A 13,668-nucleotide genomic window follows, 5' to 3' on the forward strand; every position below is an offset into this window, starting at 1 on the left:
TTTTTTGGCTTAGCGTTCGCTCTTGGCGTGACTGGAGGCACCGATGTTTTGTCGGTGCTCTGCGCTAACACTCAAAACCCGAGTTGGACGACCAAACTCGGTCTGTCGCCATAACTCGTTCCAGCGACGCTTCCGAAAAGACCGACCTTGCTCTGCGCCACGTTCACAGAATCATTTTTATTACGCACCGTTACGGTGGCACGGCCGTTACTATCTGATGTTGAGCTTGCTGCAGAAAGCTCTGCTGGCTTGGCACCGGAAGCCCAGTTCACCACCACTCCCGAAGCTGGCTGGCCATCAGGCCCTGTGACCGTTGCGATAAGCGTAGCTTGGCCGCCTGCCGGAATTTGCCCTGCGGGTGAAAGGCTTAAGGTGAGCGAAGCCGTGAAGTTAATGCCGATGGCTTGCGAATACAAATTACCGACTTTCGCTCGGGCAATTAAGCTGGAGATCTCCTTGGAGCTGGTCAGTACTGTTCTGGCCACACCGTTTGCGTCAGTTGTGGAGGCAGATGCGGACAATGTGCCATTAGTGCCGATGGTAGCAACAGAGCCCCAGTTCACCGTTACCCCACTAACCGGGTTGCCATACGCATCCTTGACGGTGGCACTCAGGGTCGAGGTGCTGGTGCCGTTAGGCACGATTGCGCTGGCGGAAGCGCTTGCGGAGATATTGGCGATCTGGCCGGCCGTAAAAGTAACCGCGGTAGTGGCTTTCACTGCGCCGATGCTGGCTTGCACGGTGGCTAGCCCGGCACTGGTCGAGCTGGTTAGCACCATGGTTGCCACACCGTTGCTATCGGTGGGGGATGTAGTATCGGCCAACGTACCGGTGGACGTGGTCCAGCTCACGCTTGCTCCGCTGATTGGATTGCCATAGGCATCTTTGACGGTTGCGCTTAGGGTCGATGTGCTACTGCCGTTGGCGGTAATCGAGGGTGCTGATGGTGTAAGGCTAACGCTGGCAGGTGCCCCGACCTCAAAGGTCACGGTGGCAGATTCGCTTAGGGAACCAACCGTTGCCTGCACCCTGGCGATTGCCGCTGTGGTTGAACTGGTTAGCACGGTTGTGGCGACACCGTTGGCGTCGGTCGTGGCGGTTGTGCTGGCGAGAGAGCCGGCAGTGGTGGTCCAGTTAACGATTTGCCCGCTGATGGCGTTGCCTTTGGGGTCTTTAACGGTTGCGCTTAGGGTCGAGGTGCTAGTGCCGTTGGCGGGAATCGACGTGCTTGTCGCGGCCAGTACGATGCCTCCAGGCTCACCGGCGGTAAACGTAATGCTGGCGCTGCTACTGGCGCCGTTGACGCTGGCTTGCACGGTCGCAGAGCCAACGGTGGTTGGGCTTGTCAGTACGTTGGTGGCTACGCCGTTGGCATCGGTTATGGAGGTGGGGCTGGCGAGGTTGCCAGCAGTGCTGCTCCAGTTCACGGTTAGGCCGGCACCCAACGGGTTGCCGTGTGCGTCTTCAACGGTTGTGCTCAAGGTGGCAGTGGCATTGCCGTCGGCAGTGATCGAGGCCGGCGTGGCGCTGAGCTGCAGCTTGCTGGCCGCGCCCGGGGTAAACGTCACGGTAGTCGAGTGGGTGACGCTATTGGCGGTGGCTTTAACCGTTGCGGTGCCAGTTTTGGTTGGACTGGTCAGCTCGATGGTGGCGACGCCATTGGCATCGGTAGTGGACGCGGTGCCGGAGAGTTTGCCAGCGCTGGTGGTCCAGTTCACATTCACGCCGGTATCAACTGGCTTGCCCTTGGCATCGGTAACTGTCGCGCGCAAGGTCGTGCTGCTGTTGCCGTTTGCCTCAATGGAATCAGGGTTGGCGGCTACCGTGATACCCACGGACAACACCACTACGCTGACCAGGTTGGAGACGACGGTGCGCCCGGCACGGTCAACGCCAACAGCCTGAAGGCTGTAGGTGTTGGTGGCGTCAGGGTTATAGGCCGGCAGGTTCAGCAAGGTTTGCGCAGCGCGGCCTTTGGTTAGGATGAAGCCGGCGGCGGTGCCGGTCCAGCTCAGGCTTTGCAGCGCTTCGGCGCCAGCCAGTTGCAGCGGCACCGTGGTGTTTTCCGTACCTGAGATAACCGCTTCCAGGCGCAGTTCTACCAGGTCTTTCTTATGGTCCAGAACGATTTCGTTGTTGCGTGACACCAGGTCATAGCGCATGCGTTCGAGCATTCGGCTGGCTAGCAGGTTGGCTGAGGAAAGCTGCCTGGCCAAGGGCTCGCCCAGGCGGTAGGTGAGGGTCAGGTTGGCCGAGGTGTCGCTCTGGCCGGCCTGGCCGATGCGATGGTCGACGCTCAGGCCGACCAAGGGCACGGGGTTGTAAATAACGCCCAGGCTCAAGGCGTGAGGATCTTTGCGACGGTCGTCGGCAGAGAACAGGCCGACGTCTTTGCCGTAGTACTGCTCGTACGCCACCTTGGCACCCAGTTGTGGGTAAGCCGGCAGGTAGCCTTCGGCGCGCATATCCCAGCCCTTTGCGGGGCGTTGCACATAACCGAGTTGGTCGGGCGACGTTTTCCAGTCGGACAGCGGCTGGTAGAGGTTAGTGCTTAGTTTGAAAAAGTCGGTCCAGGCTTCCAGACCAACCCCCAGGCGATCGTTTTTGCCGGTCAGGTCACGGTCGTAGAAGCCATTGAGGCCCAGCATCCAGTCGCCAATATCATGCCGATAACCAAGGCCCAGGTTGGTGGTGGTGCGGTGCTCTTCGGTGTAAGTGTTGGCGCGGCGTACACCGAGCTGGGTGAATAGCAGGCTGTTAGTGGCGTTATAGAACGGTACCAGTAGGTCTAGACTGCCGCCTTTTAGCCCGCCTTGGCCAGCACCTAAGGCGAGTGCCGAGGTAATGCCATGGCTTCTGAACCAGCTTTGGGACGCGCCACTCACCGCGCCAGACAGGGCGCCAGTGGCATAAGCCATGGCTTCATCGGTTCCGCCAATGCGCTCACGGCCCTCGCCAGGTGCCAGGCCTTGGTCGGTGTCAGCGGCCAGGAGCCATTGCGTGGAATGCTCGCGTTCCTTAGGTGGGGTCACCGTCTGTGTTGGCGCACCGCCCAGTTCGGGCAGGTTCAATCGCTGAGTGGTGGCTCCGGCTTGCGCGAAAGCGATGCCAGGGAAAAGAGGGGAAAAGGCGAGGCAGAAAACTAGGTACAGCCCTAGGAGTCTTCTGGTTATGGACTGCATGAGCGTTTGATTCCACGAGAATTGAGAACCCTGGAATTCTCGTGGCACACAGAGCGTGTGGATGTAAGACCCGTTTCGCTGTGCTTGGGGCTTTTTCTCTATTTCAGTGGGGACCGATACCGTGCTGGTAGTGGGGTGTGGACGTGTTCTTTGTGCCGCGTCGCAGCCGCCCTACGGGGCTAGCAGTCGCTCACGTAACTTATCCGACAGCCCATCCTGAGCTAACCAAATACCCAGGTAGGCGCGAGCCAATTCAGGGCTGCTGCTCTGATAAACCTGTTTGCCATTTAGCTCCAGCGTCAGCCCACCCTCGGGGCTGTAGTTGAGGGCATAACGGTCGCCTGCCTGAATGTCGTAGAACTTGGCTTGCAGCGGTTCGATTTCGGCGCGCAGGGCTTGCAGTTCGTTGGCGGGGTGTTGGCGTTCGAGGGTGGTCCAGGCGGCTTTGATTACGTCGCTGCGGTCGATATTGCGCAGGTAGTAAAGCTCCAAGCGCTGTTTGCGCATCTGTTGCACGGCTTGCTGCGGCGTGGTTTGCGCCTCGGTATAAAACGCCGCCGCGTAGACATCCACCCACAGGTAATCAAGCACCGTCTGGTTTTTGCGTTGCAACTGCTGCTGTTCGGTGGGGAAGGCCGCTTGCTGCAGGGGCTCGCTGGCCAACAGCGGGGTGCTCAGTAGGGCGAACAGCAAGGCAATGGAAAGGCGCATGGCAGGGCTCGTGGCGACAGGGGCGTTGCCAGCATAAGGCTTTGTTGATGACAGGTCTTTACCGGCCACTGTTGCCAGATGCGACGAGGTCTCTGTCGTAAATCCGGCTGCCCAGCCGGTGCGTGCAGCGCTATCCTTGCGCACCCGCACGCGCCATCTTATGAGACGCCACCTTGTCCGGCCGACTTCGCCTGTTTTTCCTCCTCTTGGCAGCCTGTTTTCTGACCGGTTGCGGCGCGCAAATTGAGCAGTTCAGCGGCCCAACCATGGGCAGCCACTACTCGCTGAGTTATGTCGCCGGCGAACACACGCCCGCTGTACGCGAGGTGCAGGCGCAATTGGAAAGCGTGTTGGCCGAGGTCGACCAACAGATGTCTACCTGGCGTGCCGATTCCGATATTTCCCGCTTTAATGCGTTGCCTGCCAATCGCTGCGCGCCGATGCCAGAACCGGTGCTGGAGCTGGTACGTGTCGCCGGCAAGCTTTGGGAAGACAGCGATGGCGCCTTCGATATCACCGTCGAGCCATTAATGAACCTGTGGGGCTTTGGCCCGCAATCGCGCGCTCAGCAGGTGCCTTCCGCTGAACAGATCGCCGCAGCCAAGGCCTTGGTTGGCCAGGCGTATCTGCGCATTGATGGCCAGCAACTGTGCAAAGACATCGCCCTGCAACTCGACCTCAACAGTATCGTCGCCGGTTATACGGTGGACCGTATCGCCGCGTTATTGGGCGGGCTCGGCATTAACAACTACCTGCTGAACGTCACGGGCGAGCTTAAAGTCGCCGGCAAAAAGCCCGATGGTTCTTCGTGGAAAATCGCCATCGAAGCGCCCCGCGACGACGTAAAAGTGGCGCAACAGGTGCTCGCGCTGGACGGTTGGGGCGTGTCGACCTCGGGCGATTACCACAACTATTTCGAGCGCAACGGCCAGCGCTACTCGCACACCCTTGACCCAAGAACCGGCGCGCCGATTACTCATCATTTGGCCGAAGTAACGGTGCTCGACCGCTCAACCCTGCGTGCTGACGGTCTTTCGACTTTACTCATGGTGTTGGGGCCGGAGCGGGGTTTTGCCTTTGCTCAGGAACAGGGGGTTGCGGCGTTATTTGTCAGCCGGGTGGGCGAGGGGTTTAGTAGCCAGGCAACCGATGCGTATCGCCGGGAGTTTGGTGAATAAGCGAGCGGTGATTCGCTGCCCTCTGCCGCAAGCGCGAGAGGTAACTCACCGAGTGGGTCGTAAGAATGTAGTGAACACAACACTCGCCTACGCCGCTACCAATCGCTAATGTGCGCAACACAAAGCCGTAGCTAAGCTACGCAGCAGGTTTGAGCTGTTCCAGAGGAGTGAACATGGCGGTCTACAACTACGACGTGGTGGTATTGGGTTCGGGCCCGGCGGGCGAGGGGGCGGCAATGAACGCTGCCAAGGCCGGGAAAAAAGTGGCGGTGGTCGATAACCGGCGCGAGGTCGGCGGCAACTGTCTGCACCTGGGCACCATCCCGTCCAAGGCCCTGCGTCACTCGGTTCGGCAGATCATGCAGTTCAACACCAACCCGATGTTTCGCCAGATTGGCGAGCCGCGTTGGTTCTCCTTTCCCGACGTGCTGAAAAGCGCCGAGCGCGTTATCTCCAAGCAAGTGACCTCGCGCACCAGCTACTACGCGCGCAACCGCGTTGACCTGTTCTACGGCACCGGCAGTTTCTCCGATGAGCAAACCATTGAAGTGGTGTGCCCCAACGGCGTGGTGGAAAAACTGGTGGCCGCGCAAATCATCATCGCCACCGGCTCACGCCCGTATCGCCCCGCCGATATCGACTTCACCCATGAGCGCGTGTACGACAGCGACACCATCCTTACCCTTAGCCACACCCCGCGCCGCCTGATTATTTACGGCGCTGGCGTGATCGGTTGCGAGTACGCCTCGATTTTCAGCGGCCTAGGCGTGCTGGTCGATTTGATCGACAACCGCGACCAATTGCTGAGCTTCCTTGATGGCGAAATCTCCGATGCCTTGAGCTACCACCTGCGCAATAACAATGTGCTGGTGCGCCACAACGAAGATTACGAACGCATCGAAGGCCTGGACAACGGCGTAGTGCTGCACCTCAAGTCCGGCAAAAAGATCAAAGCCGACGCCTTGCTCTGGTGTAACGGCCGTACCGGCAACACCGACAAACTGGGCCTGGAAAATATCGGTATCAAGGTCAACAGCCGGGGCCAGGTCGAGGTTAACGAGCACTACCGCACCAGCGTGTCGAATATCTATGCCGCCGGTGATGTAATCGGTTGGCCCAGCCTGGCCAGTGCCGCGTTCGACCAAGGCCGTTCGGCAGCCGGCAGCATTATCGAGAACGGCAGCTGGCGGTTTGTTGATGACGTGCCGACCGGCATTTATACGATTCCGGAAATCAGCTCAATCGGTAAAACCGAGCAGGAACTGACCGCGGCGAAAATCCCGTACGAAGTCGGCAAGGCGTTCTTTAAAGGCATGGCGCGTGCACAGATCGCCATTGAACCGGTGGGCATGCTCAAGCTGCTGTTCCATCGCGATACCCTGCAGATTCTCGGCGTGCACTGCTTTGGCTATCAGGCCTCGGAGATTGTGCATATCGGGCAGGCAATCATGAACCAGCAGGGCGAGGCCAATACCATCAAGTATTTCGTCAACACCACGTTTAACTATCCGACCATGGCCGAAGCCTATCGGGTAGCGGCGTTCGACGGCCTCAACCGGCTTTTTTGACCGGCACCGACCGGCGGCCTGAGCCGGTCGGCGAGAAGGACATTTTCGGGGTTAGCGACTCGCCAGCGTGGCGCTGGCCAAACCGGGAAAGTCTGTAATCAGGCTGTCCACGCCGAAGTCGGCGAGCCGGCGCATGAGTGCCGGTTCGTTGACCGTCCACACCGACACATGCAGCCCTTGCTTCTGCGCCTTGAGCAGGCGTTCGGGGGTGCACAGTGTCCAATTCAACGCCAGTAGCGTGCAGCCGTAGGCCTGGGCCACTTTCAGTGGATCAAGCCAGGCGTATTCGGCCACCAGACCGCGAGCCAGATCGGGCGTCAGGCGCACTAACGCACGCAACACTTCCCGCGAACTTGAAGTGACAGTGACTTTGTCCAGCAGGTTGTACTGCTGCGCCAGCTCACGAATGGCCAGCACGGTACGTGCGGCACGCACCCGCGAAGCGCTTTTGACTTCCAACTGCCAGTGCTCGAAATCGCATTTTTCGAACAGCTCGGCCAGGCGCGGAATCGGTGTTGGCTGCACAAAACCGGGGCCGCCTTTGCGGGCGTCGTAGGTCACCAATTCGTCGGCGTCGTGCTCGACCACTTTGCCGCGGTGGCCAGTGGTGCGCTTGAGGGTGGGATCGTGGATCACCATCAGCTCGCCATCGCGGGACAGATGCAGGTCCAGTTCACAGCGGCGTACCCCGTGCTTGAGGCACTGCTGAAAACTGGCCAGGGTGTTTTCCGGGGCTTCGCCCTTGGCGCCGCGATGGCCGTAGATCAGGGTCACGGTTGCTCCTTGCTGAGGTCGTTGTTAATTGGCAGCGGGTTGTGTGGCTGGTGCAGGCGGTTGCGCGGCACGCGGTTCATGGTGGCGAACGGCGTCAACCACATGGGTGTTTTCGAAATACACGCTGAAGTCGCGGTAGTCCCAGCGCGTGATCGGCGGGTTGCCGACCGGTTTGTGCTCTTCATCCGGCAGGCCGAATTGGTCGAGCACACTGCGCTGCAGTTGGCCGCGTGCGGGTAGTGGGGTATGGCTGTCGCCTTGCTGGCCGACGGGAATTTCGATGGTGTCGGCCTGGGCTGCCAGCGGCAGCAGGCCAAGGAGCAGGCTTAGTAACAACGTTGGGCGGTGCATGGGTGGCTCTCTTCTGCGCTCTGCCAACAGCTTAGCTGTTGGGCGTTTCTCGGGCTTGGCGACGTTCCATCGCCTGCTTTTGCAGAATATGCCGGGCCAATAATTGCCGCTGTGCGTCGGTCAACGCTTCGAACTCGGTGCCGATTTCATACAAGCCATTGTCCTGCTGACGGCAGTGAACCACCTGCGCGCGCAATAGCAGACCCAACGCCTGCGGCATCAGCACCATTTTTACCGCCAGATGGCTGCCGCTGGGCACCGCTTGCGAGTGTTCGAAACTGACGCCGCCTTCGGACAAAGTCACCCGCTTCGGTACACCCACTTCGCGCACCAGGTTCTGCGCCAGCGCCTGGCCAAGCAGGTCGATGCGTTTGTTCACTACTTTTAGGTAGCTGGCCAGGGTGCGGTCGCGCTCGCCGATATGGCGCAGCAAGTGCTGCGATTCGAAGTCGGAGAGGTGCAAATCGCTGAGTAAATTGAACAGCGGCGAGTCGTCGTGCAGGGCTTCGCTGGCCACCGCTTCGGCGCCGGACAGCAGGCTGAATTCCAGTGCGATCGTATCGGCGATGCGATAGTATTCGCGGCGCTCACTTTCATCGTTTGACGTCATGGCGAACCCATGGCTGCGGTGGTTGTCAGAGCCTTAGCTCTAAGCGGTGTGCCCGAAGTGTAAGGCCGCAAGGCCAGCCTTGCCACTGTTGCCTAGCCACTGTTGGACTGTGTACAGCAGGATGCCCCTCCCTCAGCGAAAACTCTTCTCTTATGTTCAGACCGCTGTCCGTTTTTATCGGTGCACGTTACACCCGTGCCAAACGCCGAAATCATTTTGTTTCGTTTATCTCCCTGACCTCGATGATTGGCCTCGCCCTGGGCGTGGTGGTCATGATCGTGGTGCTCTCGGTGATGAACGGCTTTGACTATGAAATGCGCACCCGCGTGCTGGGCATGGTGCCCCACGCCACGGTGGAGTCGCCGGGCCCGATCAATGATTGGCACGCCATGGCGGACAAGGTGCTCACGCACCCGCAGGTAGTGGCAGTGGCGCCGTTTACGCAAATGCAGGGGCTGCTGACCCACGACGGCAAAGTGTCCAAGGTGTTGATCAACGGCATCGACCCGGATGAAGAGGCGAAGGTCTCGATCATCAACAACTTCTTTAAAGAGGGCAGCCTCGAGGCGCTAAAAGAAGGCGAGTTCGCCATTATCATCGGCGACAAGGCGGCCACTAAACTGGGCGTTAAAGTCGGCGACAAGCTGACCTTTGTCGCCCCGGAAGTAACGGTGACCCCAGCCGGTATGTTCCCGCGCCTGAAACGTTTCACCGTGGCGGGCATCTTCCATGTCGGCGCCGGTGAAATCGACGGTTTCCTGGCCATGGCCAATATCCACGACATCGCCCGCTTGCATCGCTGGAAGGCCGATCAAGTGCAGGGCCTGCGCCTGAAATTTGCTGACTTGTTCCAAGCGCCGCGCACCGCCTGGGAAATCGCCGGGCAGTTGGGCGAGCGCCAGTACTACGCCCGCGACTGGACCCGCACCCACGGCAACCTGTACCAAGCCATCCGCATGGAAAAAGCCATGATCGGCTTGTTGTTACTGCTGATTGTTGCGGTGGCTGCTTTCAACATTATTTCCACCCTGGTGATGGTGGTGAACGACAAGAAAGGCGATATCGCCATCTTGCGTACCCTCGGCGCCACGCCCGGGCAAATCATGACCATCTTTATGGTGCAGGGCACCGTGATTGGTGTGGTGGGCACCGCCATCGGCGCCGTGCTGGGGATGATTTCCGCACTCTGCGTAAGCGGTTGGATCGCCGGCCTGGAAAACCTGCTGGGGATTAAATTCCTTAACGCCGATGTGTATTTCATCGACTACCTGCCTTCGCAATTAATGGCCCAAGACGTGCTGCAAGTTTGCGGCGCGGCCTTGCTGTTGAGTTTCCTCGCCACTCTCTACCCAGCCTGGCGTGCGGCGCGCACCCAGCCCGCGGAGGCGCTTCGTTATGAGTAATGTCGCTATGCAAGCCACAACCAACCAAGAACAGCGGGACAAAGCCGTTCTCAGCTGCCGCAACCTGGGCAAAAGCTACGACGAGGGCCCGCAATCAGTGGTGGTGCTCGCCGACCTGCAACTGGAGTTGTACCCCGGCGAGCGCGTGGCCATTGTTGGCAGCTCCGGCTCGGGCAAAAGCACTTTGCTGAATATGCTCGGCGGTCTCGATACACCGAGCACCGGTAGCGTGTGGCTAGCCGGCGAAGAGCTGTCGGCACTGAGTGAAAAGAACCGTGGCCTGCTGCGTAACCGCGCCCTCGGTTTTGTGTACCAGTTTCACCACCTGTTGCCGGAATTCACCGCCCTGGAAAACGTCTGCATGCCGCTGTTGATCGGCAAGGTGGCGATTCCAGAAGCGCGCCAGCGCGCGACCAAACTGCTGGAGCGCGTCGGCCTTGGCCATCGCCTGCAACACAAGCCGGCTGAGCTCTCTGGTGGTGAACGTCAGCGTGTGGCCATTGCCCGTGCCTTGGTCAACAACCCGGGCCTGGTGCTGCTCGACGAGCCTACCGGCAACCTCGACCATCACACCGCGCAAGGTATTCAAGACCTGATGCTGGAGCTGAGCCGCGACTCGAAAACCGCCTTCTTGGTAGTGACCCACTCGCAGGAACTGGCTCAGCAGATGGACCGCATCTGGCGTCTGGAAGACGGCAAGTTGGTGGCCGCCTGATGTTCCGCCCGCTCAGCGTTTTTATCGGTCTGCGTTATACCGGCGCCAAGCGCCGTAACCAGTTCATCTCGTTTATTTCCCTGACTTCGATGATCGGCCTGGCCCTTGGCGTGTTGGCCATGATCGTGGTGCTGTCGGTGATGAACGGCTTCCAGAAGGAAATGAGCTCGCGAATTTTGGGCATGGTGCCGCATGCGACCATTGCCGGCGTGCAGCCAATCTCCAATTGGAAAGACGTAGCCAGCGAGGCGATGAAAAACCCCAACGTGACTGGCGCCGTGCCGTTTGCTGAACTGGAAGGCATGCTTTCCTACAAAGGCATGATGCAGCCGGTGCAAATCAACGGCATCGACCCCGCCGAAGAACCCAAGGTTTCCATCATCGGTAAGCACATCGTGCAAGGCAGCCTTAACGCTCTGAAACCCGGCGAATTTGGCGTGGTGATCGGTGAAATCACTGCCCGCCGTTTTCGCCTGAATGTGGGCGACAAACTGACCCTGATCATTCCAGAACTGAGCGACGCAGCGGGCGGTATTACCCCGCGTATGCAGCGCTTGAATGTGGTGGGCGTATTTAAAGTGGGCGCCGAACTGGATGGTTCGCTGGCGATGATCAGCATTGCCGACGCCGGCCAATTGCAACGCCTGCAAAGCGGCCAAGTGCAAAGCGTGCGGCTGGCGCTCAAAGACTTGTACCAAGCGCCGCAAGTGTCGGCGGTTGTTGCCAAGCAACTGGGCGAAGGCTACCGCGCCAGCGACTGGACCTTGACCCAGGGCAGCCTGTTTAGCGCGATGAAAATGGAAAAGACCATGATCGGTCTGCTCTTGTTGCTGATCGTCGCCGTGGCCGCCTTCAATATCATCGCCACGCTGATTATGGTGGTGGCCGATAAGGGCGGCGACATCGCCATTCTGCGTACTTTAGGCGCTACACCCGGACAGATCATGGGCGTGTTTATGGTCCAGGGTACGGTGATTGGCGTAATTGGTACTGTGGTTGGCGGCGTGCTCGGGGTCTTGGCGGCATTGAATGTGAGCGCGCTGGTGGGCTGGATTGAGCGCCTCAGCGGCCAGCAGATCTTTAGCTCCGACGTCTACTTTGTGAGCAACTTGCCTTCCGAGCTGCAGGCGCTGGATGTGGTGCTGATCTGCAGCGCGGCGTTTATCCTCAGCTTTCTCGCCACCCTCTATCCGTCTTGGCGTGCGGCGCAGATTCAGCCGGCCGAAGCGCTGCGCTACGAATAACCGTGCGACTGCAAAAAAAACGCCGCGTTATGCGGCGTTTTTTTTTGCACTGCTAGTAGTGGCTGCTCTATGGGCGGCAACCGATCAGGTGAAACCTAGCGTGGTAGCGGCGAGAGCTTTCCAGTGGGGAACTCTTGCCAGTTTGGTGCTGCGCTAGCGCTGGTGCTGAGGTTGCCGGTGGGCTTATTTATCGGTTCAAGCCGAGTACCTTGCGGCCTGTCGATGCTTGGGCTGCGCACTGCAGTAGCTTCAGTGCCAAAACTGGTGTTGGTGGTAGTGACCGGTTTAATCAATTCAGGTGGCGTTGGCAACTTGTCGAGTTCCGGGAACGCGCTGGCGCTAGCAGTGGCTACTACACTTCTCTCGCTGCGTTGTTCAGGCGTGTTCGACATCTCTGGCCCCACGGCTTCTTCAATGGTTGGTAACGATGTACCCATGTACTTCCAGAAGTAGTTGTCGCGCTTGTCGGTTGGGAAGTACCAGTAGCGCTGTTCGCTGCCTAAGCGGATAAGCCGGAAGAACTCGATCTCGTGGTTATACGGGTTGTCATAGACGTAAATATCACCCAGTTGGCCTTGGCGGTCATTACTACCCCAGTTCCCTGTTCCCAGTACCTTTTGGCTAAAAGCGATGGCTTCGTCTTTTAAACCGCTGCGCAAAATCTGCTGGTACGCCCAGGGCCAATAGTGGCTCAGACGGGTAAGGACGTGAGATGTGCTAATCAAACCGGTCAACGCCAGTCGGCCATCGGCGCGTTTATAGAACACGCCCCCGCCTCGGTCTTGATCGGTTATTGGGCTGACAATGTCATTACTTGGGTCATCCTCTACACCGACGGTCAGCAGCAATATCGCGTTGACTTGCCTGTCGTTGAGGTTGCGCTGTACGTAGAGATTGTCGAGCAGTTCCGGGGTGAATATCGGATTGGGGCTGTAGAAATCGAAGCGTGATGGTTCCAACTGGTGGTACCGGCCCACCGAGCGGTAGATCAGTGGGCGCGCATTTTTTTCGCTGCCTTTGCCCGCATACCATTGTGTGATGGTCACGCGGCGATCGTTGCTCGAATCATTCGGGGTGCCGCTGACCAGTACCTGTTTTGCGCCGACCGTAAGGTCATCATTGCCATCGACCAATAGCTGTCTTTCCTCCTTGTAGCTGAGGATATCGGCCGCCTCGGTAGCCGGAAGTGACGGATCTAAAATAGCCAGGCCTACCTCGCCCAGGACGTTGCGGTAGCTGTCGACGCCCTCATAGATCGCTAGGGTCCAGCCACCCAAAAACGACAAGCTTTTTGGGTAGAAAAGCGGCAAGTCCGAATTGTCCAAAATGCACAGACGAGTGCTGACCGCCACATGAGGTGTCAATTGTATGGCGGAGCACTCGCTGCCCATAAACGCGGACCAGCTGGGAGCGTCATCGTTGTTGGTGACAATCGTGCCGTTTAAAAATGCCTGAGCCTGCGGCACGCTGACAAGTGATGCCAAAGCCAGCAAGGTGCTAGCGGTTAAGCGATAGGGGATTGAGCGTTTGATACTCATGTCGAATCCTTCCTTTACTGCTTAGCGCGTGAGCTGAGCACTGCTGCTGTTGCGGCAAATACGCTCAACGTGCGCAAGTTAATCGCCATCAAGGCGGACGGGAGGATTTCCGTCTACGCCAGTGTCTAGCAGCGCGCGGGCGGCCACAGCCGGCCAGCTCCGGGTATGGATTGGGTAAATTCGCGGCAATACGCCGGAGTGCCGGCTAAGTTGCGAGGGAAAGTGACCGTTTTACCCGTCGACAAAAATAAAAACGCCGCACGAAGCGGCGTTTTTCTGCTGAGTGGGGTTGCTGCTGGCGCAGATCAAACCGCTGACTTTTCCCGGCGTTTGGCCTGACGTTTCTTCCAACTGCTGCGCACCCACCAGCGCCAATACAGCATGGTCAGTGCAT

Annotated in this window: 11 protein-coding genes; 5 read left to right on the plus strand and 6 right to left on the minus strand. The window is 58.9% G+C overall.

Annotation, left to right across the window (positions count from 1 at the left end):
- Positions 1 to 71 precede the first annotated feature (71 nt).
- Both AAAB16_RS05400 and AAAB16_RS05405 read right to left on the minus strand, forming a co-directional pair.
- The gene (locus AAAB16_RS05400; protein WP_340662414.1) at positions 72 to 3,071 is read right to left on the minus strand and encodes an inverse autotransporter beta domain-containing protein; all 3,000 of its coding nucleotides are present in this window, start codon (positions 3,069 to 3,071) and stop codon (positions 72 to 74) included.
- A 282-nt stretch (positions 3,072 to 3,353) separates the two neighbouring features.
- Positions 3,354 to 3,893, minus strand: coding sequence for a chalcone isomerase family protein (locus AAAB16_RS05405; RefSeq protein WP_340662415.1), 540 nt, complete (start codon positions 3,891 to 3,893; stop codon positions 3,354 to 3,356).
- Positions 3,894 to 4,066: 173 nt separating this feature from the next.
- Here AAAB16_RS05405 and AAAB16_RS05410 point away from each other — a divergent pair, with 173 nt between their 5' ends.
- A complete protein-coding gene (locus AAAB16_RS05410) occupies positions 4,067 to 5,071 on the plus strand; it encodes an FAD:protein FMN transferase (protein WP_340662416.1) in 1,005 nt (334 codons plus the stop codon).
- Between the two features lie 173 nt (positions 5,072 to 5,244).
- Positions 5,245 to 6,639 carry a Si-specific NAD(P)(+) transhydrogenase gene (sthA, locus tag AAAB16_RS05415; RefSeq protein WP_340662417.1) on the plus strand — a complete coding sequence of 465 codons (1,395 nt, stop codon included), beginning with the start codon at positions 5,245 to 5,247 and terminating at the stop codon, positions 6,637 to 6,639.
- 51 nt (positions 6,640 to 6,690) lie between these two features.
- Here sthA and AAAB16_RS05420 read toward each other — a convergent pair whose 3' ends face one another.
- The 3 genes from AAAB16_RS05420 to AAAB16_RS05430 are packed head-to-tail and all read right to left on the minus strand — an operon-like array spanning position 6,691 to position 8,374.
- Positions 6,691 to 7,413, minus strand: a complete 723-nt coding sequence (locus tag AAAB16_RS05420) for a glycerophosphodiester phosphodiesterase (protein ID WP_340662418.1) — start codon at positions 7,411 to 7,413, stop codon at positions 6,691 to 6,693.
- 24 nt (positions 7,414 to 7,437) lie between these two features.
- Entirely contained in the window at positions 7,438 to 7,764 is a 327-nt protein-coding gene (locus AAAB16_RS05425) for a phosphodiesterase (protein WP_340662419.1), read from the minus strand.
- A gap of 31 nt (positions 7,765 to 7,795) precedes the next feature.
- Entirely contained in the window at positions 7,796 to 8,374 is a 579-nt protein-coding gene (locus tag AAAB16_RS05430; RefSeq protein WP_340662420.1) for a PilZ domain-containing protein, read from the minus strand.
- 152 nt (positions 8,375 to 8,526) lie between these two features.
- Between AAAB16_RS05430 and AAAB16_RS05435 the strand changes: the two genes are divergently transcribed.
- The 3 genes from AAAB16_RS05435 to AAAB16_RS05445 are packed head-to-tail and all read left to right on the plus strand — an operon-like array spanning position 8,527 to position 11,736.
- Positions 8,527 to 9,777 (plus strand): lipoprotein-releasing ABC transporter permease subunit, encoded by a 1,251-nt coding sequence (locus AAAB16_RS05435; RefSeq protein WP_340662421.1) that lies wholly within the window; start codon positions 8,527 to 8,529, stop codon positions 9,775 to 9,777.
- Between the two features lie 7 nt (positions 9,778 to 9,784).
- A complete protein-coding gene (gene lolD / locus AAAB16_RS05440; protein ID WP_340662424.1) occupies positions 9,785 to 10,492 on the plus strand; it encodes a lipoprotein-releasing ABC transporter ATP-binding protein LolD in 708 nt (235 codons plus the stop codon).
- Positions 10,492 to 11,736 (plus strand): lipoprotein-releasing ABC transporter permease subunit, encoded by a 1,245-nt coding sequence (locus tag AAAB16_RS05445; protein WP_340662422.1) that lies wholly within the window; start codon positions 10,492 to 10,494, stop codon positions 11,734 to 11,736. Before lolD ends, AAAB16_RS05445 begins: the two co-directional genes overlap by 1 nt.
- A gap of 95 nt (positions 11,737 to 11,831) precedes the next feature.
- On the opposite strand, the gene AAAB16_RS05450 is transcribed toward AAAB16_RS05445, so the two are convergent.
- Complete coding sequence (locus AAAB16_RS05450) at positions 11,832 to 13,274, minus strand: hypothetical protein (protein WP_340662423.1); 1,443 nt, start codon at positions 13,272 to 13,274, stop codon at positions 11,832 to 11,834.
- Positions 13,275 to 13,668: the final 394 nt, after the last annotated feature.

It is taken from the genome of Pseudomonas sp. (genome assembly GCF_037994325.1).
Taxonomy (GTDB): domain Bacteria; phylum Pseudomonadota; class Gammaproteobacteria; order Pseudomonadales; family Pseudomonadaceae; genus Aquipseudomonas.